This is a genomic window from Ruegeria sp. AP7, assembly GCF_056539905.1.
Genome location: NZ_JBQFVT010000007.1, coordinates 19,381 through 44,391, shown reverse-complemented (window position 1 = coordinate 44,391; position 25,011 = coordinate 19,381). Strand labels below are relative to the sequence as shown.

The window sequence follows — 25,011 nt, the reverse complement described above, 5'->3', positions numbered from 1 at the left end:
TCCTCGGTTCATGTTCTGGGCTTATAGAGATCCAGTTGGTGGGCCGTAGATCATTTGCAGAATCCAAACGGTAAAACCGTATGCTCCTACTCCCAGGACCGTAATGCCTGGCAATAATATCAAAGTAATAAATAAGAAGGACAGCCATTCGCGCCTGGCTGCGCCTTTCGAGCTGCTGACGGATTGGTCTGTCATAACTATCTCGCTCAGCTAAGAAAAATTCAATAATAGAAATATTAGTAGCATAGATAATCTTGCCTGAGGTAAGTGGCGCGTCGGAATGTCGCACTAAGAGGCCGACCTAACTTGCTGACTTTGAATATTAACCTTTAAAAAAGTCGGCTTCGGGCTCGGTGCGGACCTTCGCTGCAATTAGCCCTAACGGCAGCTTTGCGCTTCATCGCAGACGTGTGAGTTCGAAGATTTGATATCCAACCCCAGGTCGCTTGAAAGCGCTCTCGCGTTACGTCAGAATCGCATGCGATCTTCCCTTCTTGGTCGTTCGGGTCGATAGTTGCCTTGGCGCCGGCCAGTGTAGGGATCTGTATCGAGATATGTCCCTTGGCTTCGACGCATGTATTCAGCGAACTGGGTCAGGGCATCTACCTGATCATCTTTGACAGCATCCGGAAACGCCAGCAGTTCCCTACGGAACTCATCAAACCAGGGCTTGTCCGTAGGGATGCCTAACTTGCCTGATTTAATCCAGTCGGTCTGTGTGATGAAGCGGTCCAGTTTGCTGGTTACCACGTTGACGGGCATCAAGACACCTGCTGCGGTGCGTTTCAATTCATCCAGAAGGTAGTTACCCATCGCCGAGGACTCGATCAGGACCCGGTCCGCGTGCCACTGTTTGCGCAATCGAAGAACAGCACTCCGCACCTGAGTATAGTTGATTCGAGCCCGAAAGACGTCGAGTAAGTACCACCTCACTTCATACGCATGCCACCCAAAGGTCAGCCCCACCGTAAAGTCCGAACGCGGACTATCCTTCGCCGCTGTATCCCAGCTCTGGACCCGCCGGACAAACACGCTTTCGTCCGGCAAGGTTTCCACCAGATGCAAATCGGACATTGAGAGAAATTCGTTTTCACCGTCTGTGGGGTTCTGTTGATACTGTGCCTGGAAAGCAAAATTGCCTATGTCGGCCTTGATCCGATCAAGAACCTCCTGCGGTTCCCGCTCTGGGTTCAACAAGTCCCCTGGCCGACGCTTCAGCACACGATTGTTGTAGAGCGAGATCTCTTCAGGGATCGCTGCCAAACATATCCGCCAGCACTTCCAGGGCAGCCAGGTCTGAACCGGGGTCGGCCGCTGAGGTGCTGTCAGACGAATTCGAACTCGTCTCTGGTAAGCCAGTATGGCTGTCCTTTATCCCGCGCCAAGTCGTGCCACTCGGCAAGAGCGGCGGATCGTGTCAGCTTGAAGGTATCTCGGCTGGCGAGCGATCTTTCCTGATTGAAATGGTTGTAGACGGAAGAATGTACGGAGGCGAATTTCTGTAAACTTCGCATGCGCCTGAAGCGTTGCATCGCACGTTCTCTTCGTCGGAACCGCAGGTGCGAGTTTTCAACTCGATTGTTGAGCCACCTGCCCGTCTGTTGTTTTTCCAGCGCACCCAAATCTCTGAGCGCCGCCTTGTAGGATGCGAACCGATCTGTGACGATCTCTTCGGCGCAACCGTGCCGCTTTATCAATTTCCTGAGGAATTTCAGTGCCGCAGCTTTGTTTCGGCGTTTGGTGACAACGGCTTCCAGCACTTCACCTTCGTGATCCACAGCCCGCCACAGATAATGTCGCTTGCCATTCACCTTCACGAATACTTCGTCTACGTGCCACTTCCATTTCGAGAATACGCGCATTTGTTGCACCCGTTTGCGTCTAATCTCAGAAGCAAACATTGGGCCGAACCTGTTCCACCAGTATCAGACGGTTTCGTGGCTCACGTCGATGCCTCGCTCATGCAGCAGATCTTCGACATTCCGAAGCGAGAGTGGAAACCGAATATACTGCATCACCGCAAGACGGATGATCTCGGGACTGGTCTTAAAGTACTTGAAGGAGGCAGGTTTGGTCATTCCAAAACGCTACGCATACCCCCTGCCCCGCTCAAGCAAAGTTCTTCTGACAAGACCCTTGTGGCTTTTCTACAAAGCGTAGTTGGCATGTAACTCACATATCAGGTCTTTTGTGAAGAGCTAGAAGCGTTTGTACAAGACTCTTCTTCGGGATCAGCTGCCGAAAGCCTCTCAGCACCACTAGCGAGTTCTTCGTTCGTTGCGGCATAGTCGGGTGACCCAATTGGTGGATAGGAGAGCTGATCTTCCATTTTAGCTTCGTCCGGACTGGAAAAGCTAGGGAAAGGCAGACGGTTACTTCGCCGCCACTTGTCAACTTCATCGCCGGCCTTGGTGCTTTTTTCAGTATCGAGCCCGGCATCGCGGCTTAGATAGAGTGTGCTAGAAGGAAAAGCGAAACTTGTACCGGAATCTTCCACGATGTCTTTTATGCGTAGCATCACATCCTCACGGACAGCATAAAAATCATTCCATTCCCGCGTGCTTGCGTAGATCCGTATATGGATGTCTAGCGAACTTGCGCCGTAGCCGTAGAACCGCACGCGGATCGTATCGTTGTCGATCCTTGGGTGCCCAAGGAACATTTCGCGGATCTTAGCTAGGACATAGCGCAGCTGGTCAGCGCCAGTCTCGTAGCGCAAGCCGATCACGTGATCGATCATCATTTGGTCACATTCGGCCCAGTTTATCAGCTCCATGTCAGCAAATTGAGCATTGGGGATTGTGATAAGTGTCCTATCTAGCGCACGAATCTGCGTCGAACGTACGCCGATCGTCTCGACTGTTCCGCTCCTATCACCGAAAGAGCAAAAATCACCAACACGGATTGGCCGGTCTATGTAAAGAATGAAACCACCAATCAGGTTCTCAAGTGTCGGACGGACTGCCAACGCGACCGCGATTCCTCCGATGCCCAAACCGGCCATGACACTTAGTACAGGAAGCCCGAGAGCGTCAGCTCCGAAAGCGAGGACGATGATCGCAGCGACTGCTCCAATAACTCGACCGATCAGTCGAAGCATGTTTCTGTCTATGCTTTCTTGTTCGCTATTCACACGCTGCATGAATCCTTGCATCGCAGCGATAACTAAAAGCCAGATGATGTATGCTAGCGCAACGTAGGTGACAAAGGTTTGAACTAAACTAACAAGCGAGGATAGGCGCCCGACTACCAACAATTGGTTCTCAAAAAATCGAGCTAGAGAACTGGCCGCGATTATCACTACGACTGGAGATAGAATTTGCAGCAGGGTATCGGAGAGCACACTTTTGGTGGAATAATTACGTGTCACCTTATGCCAGAGTATCAGTGCGGATGAGACTAACATTATTGCAACCAGACCGATCAATACCTTCCAATATGGTGTATCTAAAATACTCTTAGTAAGTGCTGAAGGGACGTTTCTCTGCAACCAACCAGGTATCATCGGTCCCGTGCCCTGCAATAATTCCCTGCGCCAGTCGTTTATGCGGACTTCTGGCTTTGTTGGAAAATGAATTACTGAGCTGTGGATCCGAGGTGCAACCTGCACCGTGTCCGGACTAAATAGAAACTCGAGTTCACGCGGCCCATCCATCATTTGAACAATTTTCAAAGGAGTGCCCGGAATTCGATAGATCCCTCGACCGTTGCTGTCAAAGGAATCAACACCAGGCACATCCGATAACTCCGGCAGCGGCACTCGAGCAACAATGTTCAATAGATAACTGACTGTCTCGATACTGGTAATTTGCTGTGCTGCGGGCGGAACTTTGGAAAGGTCGATTAACGAGGACAGGTCGCTTACCAATTCCCTAACACGTTTTCCGTTCGCTCGATTTCGTTGATTTCGATAGATTTCGACTGCTTCCTCGAGAGAAATTCGCAGCGTTAGTAGCTTTCTGAGTGTGGCGCGTGGGCTCTCGTTGTTAAGAGCCGCCAGACTCAACGCTGCTGATTCATCTAACTGCTCCTGAGCAATCACTCTAGAATTTGGGATAAATGCCAAAACTACCAACAGCGCAATCAGCATAAGCCAAAAGCGTCTTACATGCATTGTTGCGCTTATGTAGCTCCTAATAACAGTCCCCTTTCTTATACCCTGAGGTAAGCTGGTCTTTAATCACTGTATAGCGCAATATCTCAGATCCGACGCAAAGGTAGTTCGGATCGGCCTTGGGTCCATCAGGACAGTTGAAAGGGTAACTGTTGCACAAGTGGGAAGCTGTCTTAACTCAGCTAGAAAAGCTGAACTAGATCGGTGCTAGGTTCTTTCTGACTTTTAATCACAGCCGGAAGTCAGTGACTTTGAATATCCAAGACGCTGATGATCTGGCCAAGTTGCATGGTCTTCTGAAGAACTCGTACATCTTCGTCGAGAATTTCCGGGACGAGGCGTTGGCCAATATCGGTCTGGCGCCCGAATTCTTAGCGGTTACGAACTTAGTTATTTGAAATGCGGTATTGGGCTCGTTGCAGTAATTCGCTGCGGGATGCGTGAAAGCTACGCAACACCCCTGGCCCGCTCAAGCAAAGTTCTTCTGACAAGACCTCTTCGACATTTCGAAGTGAAAGCGGAAATCTGACATACAACATCACCGCCAGGCGGATGATCTCAGGGCTGGTCTTTAAATACTTGAAAGAGGCAGGATTGGTCATAGGCGAAAGCTACGCAACACCCCTGCCCACCTCAAGACAAGTTCTTCTGACAAGACCAGCGCTAAGATAAGTTTTTCTGGCAAGTCTCTACCAGTTATTCATCTTTTTCATAAACTATGAATGGCGTTCTTTTAGCGACTTTGTCGTACAGAACTCGACCAGGATAGTTAAATTCTTGAGTTGTCCAGTAGGTTGTTGGAACACCGTGCTGCTTAGCGATCTGAAAAACAGATTCGATCAGAGCTCGTCCAACACCTTTTCCCCTAACCTGCGGATCAGCGAAAAGATCCATAAGATAACACGTATCCTCCACCGACCACATGAATCTATGGTAAAGGTAGTGCGCCAATCCGACCGGTTTCCCTTCTAACTCAGCGATGAGACAATTGTATTCACCTACATCTGTTAACAACAATCTGTTGAACGAAACCTCGTAGACTTCTTCTGAAACAGAGGTCTCGTAGAAATCCAAATATGCCGTCCATAAGCGGCGCCACTCTTCGTTGTCTTTCAATTCAAGCGGACGGATAATTAAGCCTTCCGGCATGGGTGATTTCTCCTGCGTTCCCTTGAGTGCGTACAACCGAGATCGCCCAGCGCAGTCAAATCGGCTGCTGCTCGACATCCAGACGATCATGTCTAAGTGGAATGTCCTCATCCACTGCTTCGTCCAATTCCTGGGCGTATCGATGACCTGAGTAAACCGCTGCTGCAATAATCGCCGGCGCGTCGCAATCTCCTATGCGACGAAGGCTGAACGGCAAATCCTCGGAACTCACCCGCCCCAGCAATCCCCTGTAGAGACCATCATTTGGCTTCCGAGCAGTAACCATCACTATGTTGGCAACCGGAACATTCACATTTGGACCGCAATAGACGCACTCCAACTCTGCGATTTCGCCATCAAATTGTTTAAGCGACTTTGACGGCAGGGTCTCGACTCCTAAGCGAAGCAAATGCGTTCGGATGCGCCAACGTTCGGACGTATTTCCTGCCCAGTCAGAAACACTGTCAGTCGGTGTGACCAGCGTGACGGCATGTCCATGCGTTCTGATTTTTTCAGCAATAACACTAGCCATGTAGTAGCCATCACCATCAAAAACGAGCGTTGGTCCATCGGGAACCTTCCCATCCATGATGTCATCGGGAGTAAAGACGCGACCTAAGGCAGACCCTTTTGCGACCGGGGCGAAACGTTCTTCGTCAAAATACTCCTTTCGCCAAGTCGCGCCGGTGGCAATTGCAACGTGGTCAGCTTGAACGGCCAAGATATCGTCAACTGTCAGCGGACTTTCACGGTAGATTTCAACGTTGGGCAACTCAATCAATTGCTGCTCGCGATAATCTTTGACGCGAATGTACTCGCTCATTCCAGGCAGAGCCGCTTCGCGCGAGACCCTGCCACCCAACTCACGATTAGCTTCCGCCAATTGGACATCATACCCACGCACGCCAAGTGCCCGTGCCGCTTCCAGTCCGGCAGCGCCTGCCCCGACAATCAAGACGCGCGCATCTGAGGATTTCTTACGAATGATTTCAGGGTGCCAGCCTTTGCGCCACTCCTCTCCCATTGTTGGGTTCTGAGTGCATCGAATAGGTACCCCTATCGAGTCACTGGCGTAACAAACATTGCATCCGATACACTCGCGGATCGCGGACAAGCGTCCTTCCTCAATCTTCTTTGGAAGGTATGGATCAGCAATCGACGGGCGCGCTGCCCCGATGAAATCGGTTACGCCCCGCCTGACTTGCGAGACCATGGTATCAGGTGACGTGAAGCGACCAACGGTCACGACAGGCTTATCCGTTACCGACTTGACCCAATGCATGTAGGGTTCAAGAGCTGCTTCTTTGGTAAAACGGGAGACACCCATCTCAACCGAATAATCTGCGATGTTGATATCCCACAAATCCGGCAGGTCAGAGAGCATCTCAAACATCTCTCGTCGTTCACCATAGATTGGCTGGCCATCCTCGCCGATCTCTTCGTCAGCCGAGAACCGAACGGCCACGGCGCACCGGTCGCCAACGGCGTCCTTGGTTTCCTGAATCAATTCTCGGGTGAGACGCACCCTATTTTCTAAGTTGCCACCATATTCGTCACCGCGCGTGTTCACGCGCGGATGCAAAAAATTCGAGATCAGGTATCCATGCGTTGCATAAACATAGACAACGTCAAATCCAGCGTCTCTTGCCCTCAAAGCGGCCTTTCGATGCCAACGGCGTAGATCCCGGATGTCCTGCTTGTCCATGGCGCGGGTCTGAAATGGATGCCCTTTTGTGTTTGGCCGGCTGTCCACATCCATGCTCGGCAAGCGGGAAAACAAGTTGTTCGAGTTAGCGCCTCCGTACCAAAGTTCAGCCCCTGCAAGGCTGCCGTGTTCGTGCACCGCGTCCGTCATCAGTGCGTGCGCCCGAACATCACTTTCATCCCATAGAGACGCATAGGGATGCGGAAGGTCGTCAGATGAAGGGTGGATTGAGTTGTATTCCGTGCATATGACGCCCCACCCTCCTTGCGCCTTCACTTTTCGCATAGCGGCAAGAGTACGTGGGTATTGCCAGCCCATACCTGTACAGTGCGGCACCTGATAGAACCGGTTTGGCGCAGTAACTGGCCCGATTTGGACTGATTCGAAAAGGATGTCGTAGCGAGAGTCCCTGCCCATTTTATTATCCTTAGCTGGCTGCGCCATGCGCTGGCTGATTTTGTCTGGAATGTCCGGCCTTAAAGCCGCGCTGTTTCAATCACCGTTGTTAAACTCAGGCATTCGAAAGTGACCGGGATAGACTTTGGAAAGGAAGGCGGTGATGTGATCCCGCGCTTCGGTACGTCGAAAGTTTTCTGGATAGGTCAAAAGCTCCAACCAGATTCCGTCGTAAAGTGCTTCGAGGATATTTGCGACTTGCCTTGGCGGCATGTCCATGTATCCACCGTCCTCGGCAATCTCTGAACATAGTCGTAGTGCAATATTGTACCGCTCCTGATCGATATCATTGATCAGGCTGCGGTAGACTTTGCGCCGCCCTGCCTCTCCAAAAAACGCAAACCAAACGGCTAGCTTCTTTGGAGTACAAATCTGCGGGTGGAAGTGCGCGTCGACAATAGCCAACAGTTTCTCTGGCGCTGACAGCCCTGCATTTTCAAAAGCTTCCAACCACTGTTCATGATGCTCCTTTGCAAGAAACAGCAACGTTTCTTCCAGCAAGTTCTGTTTGCTTTTAAAGTGAAAGTTGACGATGCCCAGCGACAAACCGGCAATCTCAGTCACGGTGGACATGGTCGTTCCACCTATTCCGTTTTGAGCAATCGAGTCGATTGTCGCATCGATGAGTTGTTGACGCCTCACTTCCTTGGACTCGGTACGCCGACGCCCCTCAGGGTTTGTTTTTTCGTTTGGCGATTGTCTCACCCGATTACATCCCATCTGTTAGAGCGCTCCATCGGTTTTTGCCTGCCTCCACGGCGAAACTTCCCCCAACGAGAGCGCATTTGACATCTAAGGGATATATGTCATTGATTGAATGCTCATTCAATGGTGAAGAAAAAAAGATGTAAAAACAAACTGGGTGTTCGCAATCGTCATTCTAAAGTTCCGACCAAAAAGTGAAAACTGGCTCATGCACCAAAGAAATAACCTTGCGATGCAAAGCTCCCAGAGGCTCAATGCGATCTTCAATCGCCGCCCAAGCCGCGTCGGCCTGCAATTGATCCTTGAATTCGATAACAGCCATAAGCGTATGATCTCGCTGCTCGTCGGTATCATAACCACTTGCGGGGATGCGCTCACACAAAGGCGCCCCTTTCGTGGCCAGACCTGTCTTGACCAAGTGTTCGACAAACGCGTTCCACGCCTGCTTGAACGCGTCGAGTTCAACAGTGGGTTTCAATTCGAATTGGTTCAAAAGTCTTGGCATTCTTCACGCACTTTCCGGCAAAGTATCAAGTGCCAAACCTATGCAATTCCTCCCGCAAGACAAGCGCGAGGCCAATAGATGATCCGAAACGAAAACCCAGTCATCGCAAATAGCCTGTGGTCTTCAACCGCTAGCTATTCAGCAGAATACCCGCAGCTCGTTGGCGAACAGCAATCCGACGTAGCCGTGATTGGCGCCGGTTTCACCGGACTTTCGGCAGCACTTCATTTGGCCGAGCAAGGCATCAAAGTTGTTGTGATCGATGCCCAGCACCCGGGTTGGGGAGCGTCCGGACGCAATGGCGGTCAGATCAATGTCGGCCTCAAAGACGGACCGACGGGCATCAAAACCAAATTTGGTGATCTCTGGGGAAACAGAATGATCCGAATGGCTGGTGAAGCTGCCGATCTTGTGTTCGACTTAATCGCTCGGCACGGCATTGAGTGCGACGCAAAACGTCCGGGTTGGCTGCGCGCAGCGCATACTCACAAAACACTCAGTGAATTACACAAGCTCGCCGAGGATTGGGACAACCACGGCGGGGGCATGATACAGCTTGACCAAAGCGAAATGCAGCGCCTGACAGGGACCGAAGCTTACCTCGGCGGCGTTCTGGATCGTCGCGGCGGTGTATTGCACCCATTGAATTATGCGCTTGGGCTGGCCGAAGCAGGTCGCCGCAACGGTGTGGCAATCTTCGGCGAAACGCCCGCCAACCAGATTACTTCAGAGGCCGACCGTTTTCGGATTGAAACTCCCAAAGGGACTGTCATCTCAGAGAAGGTGTTGATTTGCACGAACGCCTATACTGGAGATCTGCATCCGCGGTTGTCTCAGTCAGTTTTGCCCGTACGCTCAGTTCAGGTTGCTACTTCGCCCCTGTCCGACAATGTCCGCCAGTCAATTCTGCCAGAAGGCAACGCTTTGTCAGATGCACGACGCCTGCTTCTGTACTTCAGGCAAGACGCGGAGGGTCGCTTTCTAATGGGAGGTCGCGGTACCTACAACGACAACTCCACTCTCAAACAAATCGAACGTTTGAAGCGCATCTCTGTCGAACTTTTCCCCCAATTGTCCGGAGTTCAGTGGGAATACGAATGGGGCGGCTTTGTTGCATTGACGAGAGATCACTATCCACACCTGCATGAACTCACTCCGGGGGTTATGACAGGCCTGGGATACAATGGGCGCGGCGTTGCCATCGCCACGGCAATGGGGCGCGTCCTCGCCAAATGGGTGACAGGGACCAATGCGGACGAGCTGGAATTTCCGGTTACCCCCCTCAAACCACTGCCCTTCTCGTTCGCGAAAGAAACTCTTGTCGAAGCAGAAATCCTACGCCTTAAACTCTTGGACAAGTTGAGTCTTTAGTGAGCGCGCAAGCAACGCCGCCTAGCGTTTTTGGGAGAAGAAGCGATAGGTCAACGCGATAGCCGCCAAAGAGAGACCCGAGCCGTATCCGATCCAAACGCCGTTGGGACCGAACCCAAGCCAAAAGCCCAGCGCATATCCAAGCGGCAAAGCAAAGACCCAATACGCAATCAGGGTAATGGCAACAGGAACGTGATTGTCCATCATGCCCCGAAAAGCGCCAAGCATTGTCCCCTGCACGCCATCTGCAATCTGCATTGCAGCAATAACAAGGAACATCGATATCGCGAGAGAAACAACTCTTGGATCATCTGAAAGGCCATTGGCCAAAGGAGCGCGGCCTATCAAAATACCATTAACGACAACGGCCATCCAACCAACAACAACCAATAGCGACGCCAACACAATCGGCTTGAGCCGTTCTGTTTCATCCGCACCAATTGCCTGAGCTACACGTATCGAAATCGCAATCGAAACACCCAAGGGCACCATGTAAATGACGTCGCTGACCGCGGAAACGATTTGATGCGCGGCAAGCGCGGCGGCGCTGAACCATCCCAGCATAAGGCCGGCGACAGCGTATGCGGCCCCCTCCCCCAGGTAACCAACGGAAATAATGAACCCTTCTTTGATCTGCGCCCTAACCTCGGACCAATCAAAACCTGCGGCCTTTAGGAAACCCTTCTTCTTTCTCCACGCGCGCAAAATCACGAATGCCACAATTAATGGCACCATCTGAGACAACAGACTAGCGATCCCGGCACCGACGAGACCCAGACCCGGCCAACCAGCAACCCCGTGGATCAAAACATAGTTCGAAGGGATATTGAAACCGACCGCAAGGAACGCGAGGCCAACCCCAATCCACGGGCGATTCATGGCGTCAAACAGGGCTTTCAAAGCATAGAAAATCGTGAAGGGCACCAAAAGGAGGCTCATCGCAATCCAGTAGCCGCCAATCAGACTAACCACTTCGGGCGGCTGCCCAATCCTGGAAAGGGCAGGCTTGAGGCAGATCATTACACCAGCTCCAACGACACCAACGACAAGCGAAACGCTAAGCCCAGCACTTGTTGCCGATGCAAGCCCTCGTTCACTCGTTTTTCCAAAGGCTTCAGCCATTCGCACACCAATTGCGGAAACAAAGCCATAGAGCGCTGAATAAAAGATGATCAGCACCGAGGCTGTGATCGAGACCGCCGCCAAAGGAAGTGTTCCCAATGGGGCCACCATCACGGTGTCCACGACGCCAATCAAAGTAGCTGCAGCAAGAGAGATAACTATCGGAAGAGCAAGCCGCGCAAGATAACGCGCCTCATTCAAGATCGCGTTCCAAGATGGCCGAGGCTGCTGCGACAACCGCACATGCGCCATATTGTTGGGCCTTTCAGTCGTAATTGACTAAGCCGTATCCCCAAGTAATTCCGGGACCAAACGAACAAGACATCCCCAGGCAGCCTGTTCCGCCTGCTTTCGGCTTAGGCCTTGAGGAGCAAGATGCAATCGCTGCCAATAGCCATCCGTCAATGTCTCCATCCATTCAGCCATTTGATCTGGTGAAGTAACCTCATCGTCGGGCAGCAATTCGTTCCAGATTACACGCAAGGTCTCTCTCCGACGTGTTTCGAAATGCTCGGCAACTTCATCGTACTTCAGTTGAAAGCGAAGCTCGCCCCAAAACGCATACCAAAGGGGTAAGACATCCGGACCACATGCATCAGGGTGGAAATCAGCTTTTATCAGAGCCCTTATCTTTTCGGCTGGCTTATCCCCTGCTCGCTCTAAAGAAGCTGTCCAGTGGTCTTCGTAGCGCTGGTAAAGGTCGCGCAAAGCTTCGGTCAGAAGACCAAGCTTTGACTTGAAGTAAAACGCCGCAACACCCTGAGAAAGCTCAGCTTCAGACGCGACCGTTGCGAGCGTCGTTTTTGCCAACCCATGAGCCAATATAGAGCGGCAAGCCGCGTCCAGCAGCTGTCGGCGACGACGATCTGCGTTCTCCTTCCGCTCTTTGCGGGGACGTTTACGATCTGCTTCGACCAATTGCCGCTCCTTCGACGAATACAGCCATCTACAGCGAGCAAAAAAGATGCGTCAATAGCTTGAAATTTATTTGAGCGCTCAAATAAACTTTACGAACTCGAACCTGATCTGTAAACGAGAGAGAAAGGGATGGAAAAATTTGACGGTTGAGAACAGATACGACGTTATTGTGGCCGGTGCTGGTCACAACGGATTGACTGCCGCCGCCTATTTGGCACGTGCCGGCATGCGTATTTTGGTGGTCGAAAAGAACGATTGGATTGGAGGCGCTGCAGTCAGCCGCTCACTGCACGATGGTTGGACGTACTCGAATTGCTCATACGTTTGCTCTCTTCTGCGACGCGAGATTGCCCGGGACCTCGAGTTACCGAAATACGGACTTCAGGTTATTCCGTATGAAGGTGGCGCGAGCTTTACGCGCGATGGGGATTACTTCGCCTATTATTCCGATCACAACGCCCTTAAGCGCGAGATGGCGCGACATTCTGCAAAAGATGCCGACGCCTATCGCGGTTATTCGCAAGCCATCATGCGGCAATGCCGTTTTATCCGTCCATTTCTGCTTCGAGATGCACCGGACCCGGCGTCTCTCCATCCACGTGATCTCGGCGAACTGGCTTATCTCGTAAAAAAAGCACACGGGCTGGGCAGTCGGGAGCTCGGCGAAACACTGAAATTCTGGACAATGTCCATTGGTGACTTTCTGGATGAGCATTTCGAGAACGACTTGATCAAGGCCCATTTGGCTGGCTCCGGCATTATCGGCACCGGTCTTGGGGTGTACTCACCCGGCACGGCATATGTGCTGCTGCACCACTACATGGGTGACATTGACGGCGGCATCGGAGCATGGGGTTTCGCACGTGGGGGGATGGGTGCAATTTCGAATGCCATTGCAGCCTCTTTCAAGGATCACGGCGGTACCATCCACACAGGTTCGGGGATTGAGAAAATCCTCAGCAAAGATGGACGCGTTGAAGGCGTAGCTTTGGAGGACGGCAAGGTTTTTTATGCCCCTGTCGTTGCCTCCAACATGGATATCAAACGCACTGTTCTGCACCATATTGATACGGCCGAGTTGCCGGATGAATTCACGAAGGCGGTGCGGAACTTCAAAATTCGTGGCTCTTCGGCGAAACTCAACATCGCACTTGACCGCTTTCCAAATTTCCCTGCAGCACCCGAGCACACCAGCTTCCTCAGGGGTGATTTGCATGTGTCGCAAAGCCTCTTTGAACTTGAAATGGCCTATGATGATTGGAAAGTCGGGCGCTGGTCGGAAAAGCCTTATATCGACATGCTCATCCCCAGCCAGATTGATCCGACTATGGCGCCGACGGGTGCCCACATGATGACCGTTTTCGTTCAATATGCTCCTTATGACCTGGAAGTTGACGGCGTTAGATCAGCAGAGAATTGGGACGAAAAGCAGCGCAGTACGTTGGCAGAAACTGTACTCGACCAGATGTCCGTGGCGTGCCCTGACATTCGCGAGCGCATTGTTCATATGGAAGTGCGTTCACCATTGGAAATCGAACGCGAGGTCGGTCTGACGGAAGGCAACATTTTCCAAGGCGAACTGACTTTTGATCAGCTTTTCTTCAATCGCCCCGTCCCGGGTTGGTCTCAGTACAGCCTACCTATCAAAGGACTATATCTGTGCGGTTCGTCCGCCCATCCGGGCGGAGGGGTTATGGGAGCACCTGGTGCAAACGCTGCCCGCGCAATCCTGAGGCACGAAACTCGGCATGGCCGAATGAAGGGGTATGCCGCATGAGCCAATTTGATGCGATTGTCATTGGCGGCGGCGTAAACGGCCTGATTGCCGGAACACTCCTTGGTCGACGGGGCAAGAATGTCTGTATTATTGAGAAGTCCAACAGGTTCGGTGGCATGGCGTCTTATTCCGTGGATGGCGGCCCGACTCTGGCCCATTCGCTATATAACCTAAGCCCGCGGGTCTTGAGTGACATCGGCATAGATCCTCAACACCCTGTCCTGTCCGGCAAACCCGTCTCCACAGTTTCTTTGTCTGAGGATGGGCGGCATATCGTCTTCAATAACGAAGGCGTCATTTGGAGCGAGGGGGCAAAACACCCGGAATCCGACGCCTGGTCCGATCTGACAAAGCAGTTGATTACGTATGGGGGCCTTTTGCGCCAACTCGCCGAGGCCCCACCACCCGGCGGTCAAAAAGCCATCCTTTCGCGGGGTGGGCTGAATGAGTTCTTGCGCCTGGCAAAACTGGGCATCGGATTGAAAAAGCTTGGAAAATCCGAGATGCGGCGTTTCATGCAGGTCGTTTTGTCCAATGTCCACGACATTGTAATTGATGACTTACCGGAAGGACCGGTGGCTGGAATGCTTGCCGCTGATGCAATCTGGGGGTCAGCCACCGGTCCAAGATCTCCGGGCACTGTGTTCAATCTGATTTATCGGCTTGGCCACGGAGGTACCATCACACAACCAGCAGGTGGGATGTCCGCGCTGACCGATTTGATGGTTGAAGCAGCACAAAAGGCGGGGTGCGTGCTGATGCCGGAAACTGAGGTGTCTCGCATTATGTTGCACGACGACACAGTCTCCGGAGTGGCAACTAACGATGGACGAACTTTGACCGCACCCATTGTGCTCAGCAACCTTGCTCCAAGACGAACAAGCCGAATGACCGGACCCTCTGCTTTTGACATCGAAGCAATGCGGCGAGTTCGAAATATTCGAGTTCGTGGAACAGCGGCTAAGGTCAACCTACGGTTAAAAGACGACGCCGCCCTGCCCGGTCTGCCGAGCGAACTAGCCCACGAACGACTGATCTATGCCCCTTCTGTGGAGTACATCGAAGCAGCGTTTAATCCAGCTAAGTACCGTCAAATGTCTAAAGCACCGGTGATTGAAGCCTTTAAAATGCAGACAGCCGATGGGGCAAATTGGCTGTCAACAATAGTGCAATATGCGCCATCTGACATTGAAGGCGGTTGGACTGAGACTGCCAAGGAACAGCTTGCGCAAATCACAGTTGAAACTCTTAGCCGTGCCCTGCCCGGCTTGGGCGATCAAATCGCAGGCAAACAGGTCATAACTCCGGATCAAATCGAAAGCGCGACTGGAGCACCAGGGGGGCACTGGCACCATGCGGAAATGTCCTTGGACCAACTGCTGACACTTCGGCCCGCGAACGTGATGGCCAGATATTCCATGGGGCCGAAGGGGCTATTCCAATGTGGTGCGGCAACGCACCCCGGCGGTGATGTCATGGGGCTCGCTGGTCGCAATGCTGCGCTGGCAGCGCTGGAGGCACAGGCATGAACATCTTCACCGATCCGAAACTAGGTTTGATCCCCGGGCCGTTTCACGAAAAACTCGAAGAGCAAAATCGCGCGCAAAATTGGTACGATTGGGCAGGTTATGCCGCCCCGGGCGTGCTGGACAGTGTCGAGTTCGAGTACTTCGCGCTGCGCAATCAGGCATCCTTGTTCGACATCTCACCAATGCACAAGTACCGATTGACTGGGCCGGATACGACAACGATGCTCAATCGCCTAGTGACACGGGACATCCGAAAAATCGGCGTTGGTCGCGTGGGGTACGCAATCTGGTGTGATGAAGAGGGTATGGTCATCGATGACGGGACCCTTTTCCATCTTGGCGACAACGATTGGCGCCTTTGCTGTCAGGAACAAATGCTGACATGGCTACTCGACGCGGCTTGGGGTTTTGACGTTTCAGTCGTCGACGAAACTCATAGTGTTGCTGGACTTTCGCTGCAGGGCCCGACCTCCTACGCAGTTTTGGAGGCCGCCGGGTTAGATGTCAGCCAGCTGAAGCCATTCGATCTTGCTCAAGTTGACCAAGATCTCATGATTTCGCGGACGGGTTTTACCGGTGATCTGGGCTATGAACTCTGGTGCGACTGGGACAAAGCAGAAGCGCTTTGGGACCGTATTTGGACAGGTGGCGCACATCAGGGACTACGCGCCATTGGATACGAAGCTGTAAATTTGGCCCGTATTGAAGCGGGGTTTCTGACCGCAGGTGTGGATTTTCAGCCAGTTCATGCGACCGAGCGATTGCATCGGGGACAAACACCCTTTGAACTCGGTCTGGGTCGGCTAGTAGATTTCAACAAAGGTCATTTCAATGGTCGAAGAGAGCTGCTGCCCAAGCGTGAAACTCCAAGAAGCCTGCTCATGCGTTTCGACGTCGAAGGATTCAAACCCTCGGAAGGGTCATTGATCTACAACCGACGCAAAAAAGAAGTTGGGCACATAACGTCCGGAATATGGTCGCCGACCGCCAAACGCAATATCGCGTTGGCACATGTCCGTATGCCGGATGCAGGCCGGTCATCAGGCTTAAAGGCCGAGATTTACACTCTGCAAGAAGGCAAATGGCGCACCAGGATGGCGCGCCTCACTCTTGTCACCAAAGCCTTTTTCGCACCGCCCCGCGCACGAGCTACGCCACCGGCCCGCACCTAAAGGAGAAGCAGACGTGAACACCCTAGGGAATACACCAACCGACGGCGACCTTGTCGCTTGGGATCGCGACCATCACCTACATCCTTGGGCCGGAACCGACGGCTTTGGGTCCGACGAGTACATGCGGGTAAATACAGCGGATGGTATCTATCTCTGGGATGCTGCCGGGAAGCGATATATTGATGGCCCTGGCGGAATGTGGTGCACACAGATCGGATACGGGCGTCAAGAGATGGCCGATACCATTTCCCAACAGGTTATGAAGATGCCCTATGCGTCGCCGTGGTCGTTTACGACCGAACCCGCGGCCGTTTTGGCGCGAATGATCGCGGAACGTACACCAGGCGATCTGAACACGGTGCACTTCACGACCGGTGGGTCTACCGCCGTTGACACCGCACTGCGGACCGCACTTTTCATGAACAAACGGCTTGGCCGACCGGAGAAGAGGATCGTGATCGGCCGGGAAAAAGGCTACCACGGATCAACCTTTCTCGCCGCGACTGTTACTGGAAAAGAACGTTTCGAAACAAGCTTTGAAAAAGCTCAGGATCTGGTGCGTTTTCTGCCCGACGTGAATCCCTACCACCGGTCAGAAGGCATGACAGTTGATGCATGGTGCGACGCCAAAGTTGCTGACCTTGAGAGCCTGATTGCTGACGTAGGCGCCCACCGTGTTGCCGCCTTTATCGCGGAACCGATCCTGTGTTCCGGTGGCGTGATCGTTCCACCTCCGGGTTATCACAAGCGCACGCTCGAAATTTGCCGGGCAAACGACATTCTGTACATTTCGGATGAAGTCGTAACCGGCTTTGGTAGGTTGGGACACTGGTTCGCCTCAGAAGACGTCTTTGGCATCGTCCCTGACATTATTACCTGCGCAAAAGGTTTAACCTCGGGCTATCTGCCGTTAGGTGCCTGCATCATCTCGGACGCTGTAATGAAACGCATTTCAGACGCACCGGGCGACGATGTTTTCTACAACGGCTACACATACTCCGGGCACCCTGTGAGCTGCGCGGCTGCCATTAAAAATATTGAAATCATGGAGCGCGAGGACATTCTAGGACACGTTCAACGCGTCACACCGCATTTCCAGGACCGCCTAAATCAAATAAAGGAAAAGTTTCCGATAGTTGGGGATGTGCGCGGTGACGGGCTCCTCGGGTGCATAGAATGTCGCCCTGGACTGAACGTCGAGAGTTACGAAGCGCATGTGAAGTTTGGACAGAAACTGGACGATGCGTGCGAGGAGATGGGACTCCTCTTGCGACCATTTGGAAACATGGCCGTGTTCTCGCCCCCTCTGATCATAACTCCGTCGCAGATAGACGAAATGTTCGACATCATGGAGGCTGGTATGGCACAGGTCAGCAAGGACTACGACGCATAACGGTCGTCGCGCCCATTCAAAGCTCCAGTCAGATCAGGCAGGTTTCCAACCACGGATGTGATGCGGGCAATGCTCTCCGGTTTTCAACACTGGCTGCATAGCGTCCCAGATCTCGATCTGATGTTCAATAAACTCCGCACCATGACGAGCTTCCCAGTCGACTCGGTTTGGCCCGGTCAATTCCTCCAGCTCAGCAGCTGATACCTGAGCATACCAAGCGTTGCGGTTGACTAACTCTACGTCTTCAAAGCCAGCCAGCTCCATTGCAGCGCGGTACTTAGAGGGCGACGCCATCTGAAACTCCAAGGCTTCCATCTTTACGTAGTGCGCCATCTCGGGTGACATTTCCCCGTCGTGATTGGTCAACCAGTCAGAAGCTGCGAAATGACCACCCGGTTTGAGCACGCGATACGCTTCCGCGGCCATCGCTACTTTGTCGGGGATATGAATGATCGAGTCTTTGGAAAACACAACGTCAAAAGTACCATCTTCGAATGGCATTGGCCCTGGGGTGACCTCTATGATATCGACCTTTCCCTCCAGATCCGCCTGCCTAACTCGCTCTTTCGCAGCCGCGCAAACCGGGGCCTCTACATCAATCCCCGTAACTCTAGCGGCGCCGAACTCCCGTGCCATCAACACTGCAATGGCCCCAGATCCGCATCCGATATCAAGGATATGCTTATCTTTCAGATCAATCCCTTTAACAACACGCGCAACTTCTTCAGGGCCTCCCGGTGAAAGAAATCCCTCTCCCCAAAGCTCCTCCAGAAAGCTGATTGCCTGTTGGTCATATAGGATCTCGTCTGACATAGGATTCCCCCGCATCTGATTGTCAGTCAGTCACTGCAGTGAAACCTTTTCTCTCATCTCAGACAAGCTTTATCGCGAAATCGCAGGTCAAAGATTCAGCCATAATTGAATGATCATTCAGTCAGTAGACAGCAAGTGATTTGACTGGTATTCGGAGAAAAGAACGCCTAAAAGGATTTTATCGCAATGGCTGACACCCTACCGACGCATGCCCAAACTGTGATTATTGGGGGGGGGTCGATCGGCGCGAACACGGCCTATCACTTGACTAAGCTTGGCCATACCGATGTTGCGGTTCTGGAACAGGGACAACTGACATCAGGAACGACTTGGCACGCCGCAGGCCTGATTGTAGCCGGCCTTCTCAAGTCGGAAGCTGAGTGCGCCATCTACACGCACGGTCGCGATCTTTATGCGAACCTAGAGATGGAAACCGGTATATCCACAGGTTTCCGCGATGTCGGGTATCTGCAAATTGCAACTAACGAAGAACGCCTGCACGAAATGCGCAGGATTGCAGCCTTCATGCGGCGTTTTGGAATAAACAACCACGAAGTCTCAGTCAAAGAAGCGCAGGATATGTTCCCTATAGGGGACCTCTCAGACGTCGTTGGAGCATTCCTAATTCCGGAGGACGGGCGGGCCAACCCGGTAGACGTGACGATGTCTCTGACCAAGGGAGCCAAAAACAGAGGCGCGCGTTTCTTCGAAGGCGTGCGGGTCGAGGAGATTTTGGCCAGGAACGGCACCGCAACAGGAGTCCGAACCGCAAGTGGTCACACCATAACAGCCGAAAACGTTGTGATATGCGGTGGCATGTGGTCTCGCCAACTGGGCGCCAAACACGGTGTAAATCTACCCCTCCAGGCAGCTGAACATTACTATCTGATAACGGAGAGTATCCCGGACCTTCCCCGCGATCTGCCCGTTCTCGAAGACCCCTCCACCTACACGTATTACCGTGAAGAAGTCGGCGGGATGATGTTGGGGCTCTTTGAACCCGGCGCTGCGGCCTGGAAGCTTGATGGTATCCCGGACGAATGGCAATTCGGAGAGATCGAGCCAGACTGGGAACGTGTTGGGCCCGACCTGGAGAAGGCCTATTCGCGCGTCCCGGACACCATGAACTACGGCGTCAAAAAGCTATTCTGCGGACCGGAAAGCTTTACACCTGATCTTGCACCACTTGTTGGCCCAACGCCTGAACTGCGCAATCTTTGGGTTGCATGTGGGATGAACTCACTTGGCATCCTGAACGGTGCAGGCACAGGGATGGTATTGGCCCATTGGATGGTGGACGGCTTGCCGCCCATCGATGTTACCGGCATCAACGTCAATCGCTTTTCCCGTGAAATGGCGACACCGGCCTTTCGACGCGACAGAACACCTGAGTTGCTGGGAAAGCTCTTTGGTCAGCACTACCACAATGAGAACTACAAAACGGCCAGGAACGTTAAGCGTTCAATGCTCTATGACCGTCTCAAAGCGGCCGGAGCCTTTTTCGGCGAAGGAAATGGTTGGGAACAACCTGATTGGTTTGCTCCGACGCCCGAAGAGGCCAAAGTCGAGAAATACAGTTGGCATCGCCAAAATTGGTTTGAATGGCACGCTGAAGAACACCGGGCAGCACGCGAGGATGTCATCGTAATGGACATGACATCAATGGCGTGTTTCAGCGTCGAAGGACCGGATGCCTGCGCCCTCCTCTCTCGCCTTTCCTGCAATGACGTTGATGTTGAACCCGGTCGTGTCGTCTACACGGCCTGGGTAAATGAACGGGGTGGGTTTGAGGCAGACCTTACGGTTACCCGGCTATCCGATCGGAAATACTGGGTCATCGTTGGAGAAAACTCGGCGGGTCATACCGAGATGCGCATGCGACGGCACGTCCTGGACAACGAGAACGTTGTTATAACAGACATCACCGCAGGGCGCTGCCAAATCAACGTTCACGGCCCAAAGTCGCGTGAACTATTGAGCAGAATATCCGGAGCTGATTTGTCGGACGAAGGTTTTCCCTTCATGACGGCGCGTGAAATTGACATCGGGTACGCCGTAGTTATGGCCTATCGCGTGACGTTTATTGGCGAACTCGGTTGGGAAATTCACGTACCTGCCACTCAGGCCATTCAGACCTACGATCTGATTATGGAAGCAGGTCGAGATCTGGGTGTTCGCAATGCTGGAATGCAAACTCTCAACTCCCTACGGCTAGAGAAGGCTTATCGTGATTTCGGAATTGACGTGGACAACACGGACAACCCAATTGAGGCCGGGCTTGGTTTTGCCGTCAAACTGGACAAACCCGGTGGCTTCATCGGTAGGGGAGCACTCGCCACGATCAAGGCGAAAGGCACGCCCAACAACCGGATGTTGCAGTTCCTGCTAAAAGACCCAAAGCCTCTCATGTACGGCAATGAGATGATTTATCTAAACGGCAATGAAGTCGGATATATCCAAGTTGGCGGATATGGGCACACGCTCGGCGCTGCCGTCGGCATTGGTTTCGCCGAGATTGACGAACCGTTGACCGCGGACATAGTCGCAACTGGGCATTGGCAGATCGAAATCGCAGACGAGAAATACGACGCGGCAGCCTCGTTAAAGCCGCTCTATGACCCCGGCATGCACAAAATAAAGTGCTGAAGCCATATTGTTCGACGCTTTCGCTCAGACTGGAAAGTGTTTTGGGAAGAACCGCGACAGCGAAAGCATGCAAACATCCCTGAATTCCCGACGATCAGCCACTTTTGGATACAACACCAAACTTAGCCAGGCCCCGTCTGACATCGCCTCTACGGCCCGAGCTGTTTTTTCTGGATCAAGATCGTCGTAGCCGCCGCCGGCAATCAATTCACCACATAGGTGCAAAATTCTATCATATCTTTCGTTGTCATATTTATTATGAATCTTCAAGTAATTAGGCCGATACTTCGCTTGCCCCCAGAAGGCAAACCAGACGGCCAACCGCTTGTGGGTACAAATGCTCTTGTCAAAGTCCGCTCGAATAATCGCAGCCAGCCGATGTGCGGCTGTAGGTTCCGCAGCCTCATAGTATTTGAGCCAATTTTCATAGTGTTCTTGTGCAAGGAAACCCAGCGCGGCGTCATACAGTGCTTCCTTACTGTCGAAGTGATAATTCACCACGCCATGGGACAGATTGGCTGTTTCTGTCACGTGTTTAAGCGTCGTGTCAGAAAACCCGCGTTTCGAGATCGAGTCTATGGCGGCCATGATCAACTGCAAGCGACGAACTTCGGGAGGTTCGGTGCGTCGTTTTTTCTGAAGCTCATGCGTCTCCAATTTAACTCTCCTCTCGTTCTGCCATCTGCCTGTCCAACAAATCCGCTCTCTGTTGCCGGAACATAATTATTGCTGCGATAGCGACACAGATAGCGATCACAAGAATCATGATGGTTGCTAGCGCGTTGATGTCCGGCCTGAGGCCCAGTCGAATGCGCGAAAAGATCAAAATTGGCAAGGTATTTGCGCCTGGGCCAGTAACAAAACTTGCTATGACCAAGTCATCGAGAGACAGCGTGAAGGCCAGCAACCATCCCGAAATTAGAGCCGGCGTCAGCTGTGGGATCGTTATGGCCGTCAGAACTTTGAACGGTTTTGCGCCAAGATCGGCGGCGGCTTCTTCCAGTGTTTGCCCCACACCGGTTAAGCGTGCCTGAATTGTTACCGCCACATAGGCCATGGAAAAGGTAACATGCGCGATCGTAATCGTCGCAAAACCGCGCTCAGCAGGCCATCCGATCAGCTGGTTCAGCGAGATGAAGAAAACCAGCAAGGACAATCCGGTTATCACCTCGGGCATCACCAAGGGCGCGACCAACATGCCACCAAACAAGGTCCGCCCCTTGAACCGTCCAAAGCGCACCATAGCCAGACCTGCCAAGGTGCCAAGCGCCGTGGCAAAAGTAGCGTTGACAACGGCAATCTGAAGACTGAGTGAAACAGCACTCCAGACTTCCGCAGATTGAAAAAGCTCTTTGTACCAGCGCAACGACCATCCACCCCAAACCGGTACCAGCTTGGAGTAGTTGAATGAGTAAATAACCAACAGGATCATTGGGATGTAGAAGAATGCCAGTCCCAAGGTCAGCATGATGGTTAAGAAACGGGAGCGTTTGGCGTACATCTATTGCTCCTCCGCTGCTTTGCCTTGGTAGTGCTGGAAAACCATGATTGGCAGCACCAGTATGAACAGCAGAACAATCGCAACTGCGGCGGCCACTGGCCAATCGCTGTTTCTAGAGAACTCATTGTAGAGAACCCGCCCAATCATCTGCACGTTGCCGCCACCTAACAGATCGGGGATAACGTACTCGCCGGTCGCAGGGATAAAGACCAGCAGTGAACCAGCGACAATTCCAGGCATCGTCAGAGGCAATGTGATTTTGAAGAAAGTGTTCGTTGGTTTGGAACCAAGGTCGGCGGCCGCCTCGTTCAGGCTGTTGTCCAGCTTCTCCATATTCGCGTACAGTGGCAGGATCATGAACGGCATATAGGTGTAGACGATCCCGATATAGACGGCGAATTCCGTGTAAAGCATGCGGATCGGCTCGTCGATCACTCCCAGCGCTATCAGAAGGTTGTTGATCGTGCCTTGATCCGCAAGCAGGCCCATCCACGAATAGACCCGCAACAAGAAAGACGTCCAAAACGGAAGAATGATTGCAAACAACAAGAGCGGCTTCGCGACCGGCCCCGATCGTACAATTGCATAGGCAATAGGGTAGCCAAACAAGAGGCACAAGAACGTACACGTTACTGAAATCTTGAGTGAATTTACGTAAGTGTCAAAGTACAGGCTGTCTTCCCAGATGTAGACAAAATTGTCGAAGACTAGGCGGATTGTTATGATCCCGTCACCTGTCCTCTCAATTAAACTTGTGAATGGCGGGCTCGCAATCGCCAGTTCAGCTAAGCTTATCTTTGCGACAATGAAGAACGGTGCCAGAAAGAATACAAGCAACCAGAAGAACGGTATGACGGTGACGATCTGACGCCATCTGCTCTGGATACGCCGCATCACTAAACGGATCATGGGTTGTCGTTCAGCCTGCGGCGGTTCGGACATATCCTCGGTGAAATCCGTCATGAGTGGAGCAACATGGCGCTAGACGGATCCCAGCTGATATTTACCTTGTCTTCCCAGGTTAATCGCTGCGCAGCATGCGTCGGACGTGACTGGTTGGGCTGAGTGACGTCGAAGATTTCGCCATTGGGAAGCCTTACCTTGTAGATCGATGTCTCTCCCAAATACCCAACATCGTCGATAACGGCCGCTGTCTGGTTCGCGCCCTCAGCAATTGTATCAGATTTCTCAAGTCGAATTTTCTCGGGCCTCAGCGCAACCCAAATCTTGCTGCCAGCCTTAACAGAATGACCGTGATCAATATAAACTTCGCAGAACTCGGTTTCGACCCGAACATGGTCGACCCCATCCTCGGTCACCCTGCCCTCAAAAATATTTGCTGATCCGATAAAGTCAGCCACAAAGCGGGATTCTGGAAACTCGTAGATCTCTGTCGGAGTTCCAATCTGTTTGAAGCGACCCGCGTCCATAACGGCCATTCGCGAAGACAGGGTCATTGCTTCTTCCTGATCGTGAGTCACGACGATGAACGTGACGCCGACCTTGTCCTGAATGTTGGCAAGCTCAAACTGCGTTTGCTTACGCAATTTTTTGTCCAGAGCAGCCAAAGGTTCATCCAAGAGCAGCAACTTGGGACGTTTGACCAAGGCCCGCGCCAATGCAACACGCTGGCGTTGTCCGCCAGACAATTGCTTGGGCTTTCTCTTTTTGAAGTCTTCCAACTCAACAAGCCTAAGGATGTCGTGAACTCTGTCCGCTATGTCAAACTTGGGGACATGGTCTTGCTCCAACCCGAAAGCCACGTTTTTTTCGACGGTCATATGCGGAAACAGCGCATAGCTTTGGAACATCATGTTCGTCGGACGTTCGTAGGCTGGCACATCGGCCATATCGACTCCGTCGATAGTGATTGTGCCACTGTTTAAATCCTCGAACCCAGCAAGCATTCGAAGCAGTGTCGACTTTCCACATCCAGATCCGCCTAAAAGGCAGAATAACTCTCCTTTGTAGATATCCAGATCAACGTTATCGACAGCAGTCACTGCACCGTATTTTTTGGTTACGCCTCTGATTTTGACCAGAGGTTCCTGTTCTTTTTGATCGAGCCATGATTCTGGGCTGACAGCCGTGGAAACAGTCAATTTGGGCCTCTTAGTCTGCCAGTCGGGATTAGG

The 25,011-nt window shown here is 52.5% G+C and carries 21 protein-coding genes and 2 pseudogenes; 7 read left to right on the top strand and 16 right to left on the bottom strand.

Annotated elements, in window-relative coordinates; translation table 11 throughout:
• Positions 1–21: 21 nt before the first annotated feature.
• From ACR0KN_RS13815 to ACR0KN_RS13800, 4 genes and pseudogenes are all read right to left on the bottom strand, one after another.
• Positions 22–195, bottom strand: coding sequence for a periplasmic nitrate reductase, NapE protein (locus ACR0KN_RS13815; protein WP_480654299.1), 174 nt, complete (start codon positions 193–195; stop codon positions 22–24).
• Between the two features lie 273 nt (positions 196–468).
• The gene (terL, locus tag ACR0KN_RS13810) at positions 469–1,263 is read right to left on the bottom strand and encodes a phage terminase large subunit (protein ID WP_480654297.1); all 795 of its coding nucleotides are present in this window, start codon (positions 1,261–1,263) and stop codon (positions 469–471) included.
• 62 nt (positions 1,264–1,325) lie between these two features.
• Positions 1,326–2,078, bottom strand: a pseudogene (locus tag ACR0KN_RS13805) (IS6 family transposase).
• Positions 2,079–2,179: 101 nt separating this feature from the next.
• Positions 2,180–4,090 carry a mechanosensitive ion channel family protein gene (locus ACR0KN_RS13800; protein ID WP_480654295.1) on the bottom strand — a complete coding sequence of 637 codons (1,911 nt, stop codon included), beginning with the start codon at positions 4,088–4,090 and terminating at the stop codon, positions 2,180–2,182.
• Positions 4,091–4,314: 224 nt separating this feature from the next.
• On the opposite strand from ACR0KN_RS13800, the gene ACR0KN_RS13795 reads away from it, so the two are divergent.
• Positions 4,315–4,512, top strand: coding sequence for a CoA transferase (locus ACR0KN_RS13795; protein WP_480654514.1), 198 nt, complete (start codon positions 4,315–4,317; stop codon positions 4,510–4,512).
• A gap of 84 nt (positions 4,513–4,596) precedes the next feature.
• Here the strand turns inward: ACR0KN_RS13795 and ACR0KN_RS13790 are convergent.
• The 5 genes and pseudogenes from ACR0KN_RS13790 to ACR0KN_RS13770 form a co-directional block, all read right to left on the bottom strand.
• A pseudogene (locus ACR0KN_RS13790) lies at positions 4,597–4,716 on the bottom strand (IS6 family transposase); the annotation flags it as partial.
• Between the two features lie 94 nt (positions 4,717–4,810).
• A complete protein-coding gene (locus ACR0KN_RS13785) occupies positions 4,811–5,263 on the bottom strand; it encodes an N-acetyltransferase family protein (RefSeq protein WP_480654293.1) in 453 nt (150 codons plus the stop codon).
• Between the two features lie 55 nt (positions 5,264–5,318).
• Positions 5,319–7,385: an oxidoreductase gene (locus ACR0KN_RS13780; RefSeq protein ID WP_480654291.1), complete on the bottom strand. Its 2,067-nt coding sequence runs from the start codon at positions 7,383–7,385 to the stop codon at positions 5,319–5,321.
• Between the two features lie 75 nt (positions 7,386–7,460).
• The gene (locus ACR0KN_RS13775; RefSeq protein WP_480654289.1) at positions 7,461–8,144 is read right to left on the bottom strand and encodes a TetR/AcrR family transcriptional regulator; all 684 of its coding nucleotides are present in this window, start codon (positions 8,142–8,144) and stop codon (positions 7,461–7,463) included.
• Between the two features lie 160 nt (positions 8,145–8,304).
• The gene (locus ACR0KN_RS13770) at positions 8,305–8,634 is read right to left on the bottom strand and encodes a DUF6614 family protein (RefSeq protein ID WP_480654287.1); all 330 of its coding nucleotides are present in this window, start codon (positions 8,632–8,634) and stop codon (positions 8,305–8,307) included.
• Between the two features lie 78 nt (positions 8,635–8,712).
• Here ACR0KN_RS13770 and ACR0KN_RS13765 point away from each other — a divergent pair, with 78 nt between their 5' ends.
• The gene (locus ACR0KN_RS13765) at positions 8,713–10,005 is read left to right on the top strand and encodes an NAD(P)/FAD-dependent oxidoreductase (RefSeq protein ID WP_480654285.1); all 1,293 of its coding nucleotides are present in this window, start codon (positions 8,713–8,715) and stop codon (positions 10,003–10,005) included.
• A 21-nt stretch (positions 10,006–10,026) separates the two neighbouring features.
• Here the strand turns inward: ACR0KN_RS13765 and ACR0KN_RS13760 are convergent, their stop codons facing one another.
• Both ACR0KN_RS13760 and ACR0KN_RS13755 read right to left on the bottom strand, forming a co-directional pair.
• The gene (locus tag ACR0KN_RS13760; RefSeq protein ID WP_480654283.1) at positions 10,027–11,328 is read right to left on the bottom strand and encodes an MATE family efflux transporter; all 1,302 of its coding nucleotides are present in this window, start codon (positions 11,326–11,328) and stop codon (positions 10,027–10,029) included.
• Positions 11,329–11,406: 78 nt separating this feature from the next.
• Positions 11,407–12,045 carry a TetR family transcriptional regulator C-terminal domain-containing protein gene (locus tag ACR0KN_RS13755; RefSeq protein WP_480654281.1) on the bottom strand — a complete coding sequence of 213 codons (639 nt, stop codon included), beginning with the start codon at positions 12,043–12,045 and terminating at the stop codon, positions 11,407–11,409.
• 139 nt (positions 12,046–12,184) lie between these two features.
• On the opposite strand from ACR0KN_RS13755, the gene ACR0KN_RS13750 reads away from it, so the two are divergent.
• From ACR0KN_RS13750 to ACR0KN_RS13735, 4 genes are read left to right on the top strand one after another with little or no spacing between them, the layout of a single operon-like run.
• Positions 12,185–13,822 carry a phytoene desaturase family protein gene (locus ACR0KN_RS13750; protein WP_480654279.1) on the top strand — a complete coding sequence of 546 codons (1,638 nt, stop codon included), beginning with the start codon at positions 12,185–12,187 and terminating at the stop codon, positions 13,820–13,822.
• The gene (locus tag ACR0KN_RS13745; RefSeq protein ID WP_480654277.1) at positions 13,819–15,351 is read left to right on the top strand and encodes a phytoene desaturase family protein; all 1,533 of its coding nucleotides are present in this window, start codon (positions 13,819–13,821) and stop codon (positions 15,349–15,351) included. The genes ACR0KN_RS13750 and ACR0KN_RS13745 overlap by 4 nt, the downstream gene beginning before the upstream one ends.
• Positions 15,348–16,523: an aminomethyl transferase family protein gene (locus tag ACR0KN_RS13740; protein ID WP_480654275.1), complete on the top strand. Its 1,176-nt coding sequence runs from the start codon at positions 15,348–15,350 to the stop codon at positions 16,521–16,523. The genes ACR0KN_RS13745 and ACR0KN_RS13740 overlap by 4 nt, the downstream gene beginning before the upstream one ends.
• Positions 16,524–16,536: 13 nt before the next feature.
• Positions 16,537–17,916, top strand: a complete 1,380-nt coding sequence (locus ACR0KN_RS13735) for an aminotransferase (RefSeq protein ID WP_480654273.1) — start codon at positions 16,537–16,539, stop codon at positions 17,914–17,916.
• Between the two features lie 33 nt (positions 17,917–17,949).
• Here ACR0KN_RS13735 and ACR0KN_RS13730 read toward each other — a convergent pair whose 3' ends face one another.
• On the bottom strand, positions 17,950–18,729 hold the full coding sequence (locus ACR0KN_RS13730; protein ID WP_480654271.1) for a class I SAM-dependent methyltransferase: 780 nt from the start codon (positions 18,727–18,729) through the stop codon (positions 17,950–17,952).
• Positions 18,730–18,915: 186 nt separating this feature from the next.
• On the opposite strand from ACR0KN_RS13730, the gene ACR0KN_RS13725 reads away from it, so the two are divergent.
• Positions 18,916–21,375 carry a GcvT family protein gene (locus tag ACR0KN_RS13725; RefSeq protein WP_480654269.1) on the top strand — a complete coding sequence of 820 codons (2,460 nt, stop codon included), beginning with the start codon at positions 18,916–18,918 and terminating at the stop codon, positions 21,373–21,375.
• Between the two features lie 24 nt (positions 21,376–21,399).
• Here the strand turns inward: ACR0KN_RS13725 and ACR0KN_RS13720 are convergent, their stop codons facing one another.
• Genes ACR0KN_RS13720 through ACR0KN_RS13705 form a run of 4 tightly spaced genes read right to left on the bottom strand, consistent with a single transcriptional unit; the run spans position 21,400 to position 24,978 of the window.
• Entirely contained in the window at positions 21,400–22,032 is a 633-nt protein-coding gene (locus ACR0KN_RS13720) for a TetR/AcrR family transcriptional regulator (RefSeq protein WP_480654267.1), read from the bottom strand.
• A gap of 1 nt (position 22,033) precedes the next feature.
• The gene (locus tag ACR0KN_RS13715; RefSeq protein WP_480654265.1) at positions 22,034–22,876 is read right to left on the bottom strand and encodes an ABC transporter permease subunit; all 843 of its coding nucleotides are present in this window, start codon (positions 22,874–22,876) and stop codon (positions 22,034–22,036) included.
• On the bottom strand, positions 22,877–23,785 hold the full coding sequence (locus ACR0KN_RS13710) for an ABC transporter permease subunit (protein ID WP_480654512.1): 909 nt from the start codon (positions 23,783–23,785) through the stop codon (positions 22,877–22,879).
• 50 nt (positions 23,786–23,835) lie between these two features.
• On the bottom strand, positions 23,836–24,978 hold the full coding sequence (locus tag ACR0KN_RS13705; protein WP_480654263.1) for an ABC transporter ATP-binding protein: 1,143 nt from the start codon (positions 24,976–24,978) through the stop codon (positions 23,836–23,838).
• Positions 24,979–25,011 lie beyond the last annotated feature (33 nt).

What these genes read in the sequence shown, in the direction of transcription:
- ACR0KN_RS13715 (WP_480654265.1), bottom strand. Translation starts at nt 22,876, where the DNA reads ATGTACGCCAAACGCTCCCGTTTCTTAACCATCATGCTGACCTTGGGA.
- ACR0KN_RS13800 (WP_480654295.1), bottom strand. Translation starts at nt 4,090, where the DNA reads ATGCTGATTGCGCTGTTGGTAGTTTTGGCATTTATCCCAAATTCTAGA.
- ACR0KN_RS13730 (WP_480654271.1), bottom strand. Translation starts at nt 18,729, where the DNA reads ATGTCAGACGAGATCCTATATGACCAACAGGCAATCAGCTTTCTGGAG.
- ACR0KN_RS13785 (WP_480654293.1), bottom strand. Translation starts at nt 5,263, where the DNA reads ATGCCGGAAGGCTTAATTATCCGTCCGCTTGAATTGAAAGACAACGAA.
- ACR0KN_RS13725 (WP_480654269.1), top strand. Translation starts at nt 18,916, where the DNA reads ATGGCTGACACCCTACCGACGCATGCCCAAACTGTGATTATTGGGGGG.
- ACR0KN_RS13770 (WP_480654287.1), bottom strand. Translation starts at nt 8,634, where the DNA reads ATGCCAAGACTTTTGAACCAATTCGAATTGAAACCCACTGTTGAACTC.
- ACR0KN_RS13765 (WP_480654285.1), top strand. Translation starts at nt 8,713, where the DNA reads ATGATCCGAAACGAAAACCCAGTCATCGCAAATAGCCTGTGGTCTTCA.
- ACR0KN_RS13815 (WP_480654299.1), bottom strand. Translation starts at nt 195, where the DNA reads ATGACAGACCAATCCGTCAGCAGCTCGAAAGGCGCAGCCAGGCGCGAA.
- ACR0KN_RS13775 (WP_480654289.1), bottom strand. Translation starts at nt 8,144, where the DNA reads ATGGGATGTAATCGGGTGAGACAATCGCCAAACGAAAAAACAAACCCT.
- ACR0KN_RS13710 (WP_480654512.1), bottom strand. Translation starts at nt 23,785, where the DNA reads ATGATCCGTTTAGTGATGCGGCGTATCCAGAGCAGATGGCGTCAGATC.
- ACR0KN_RS13745 (WP_480654277.1), top strand. Translation starts at nt 13,819, where the DNA reads ATGAGCCAATTTGATGCGATTGTCATTGGCGGCGGCGTAAACGGCCTG.
- ACR0KN_RS13740 (WP_480654275.1), top strand. Translation starts at nt 15,348, where the DNA reads ATGAACATCTTCACCGATCCGAAACTAGGTTTGATCCCCGGGCCGTTT.
- ACR0KN_RS13780 (WP_480654291.1), bottom strand. Translation starts at nt 7,385, where the DNA reads ATGGGCAGGGACTCTCGCTACGACATCCTTTTCGAATCAGTCCAAATC.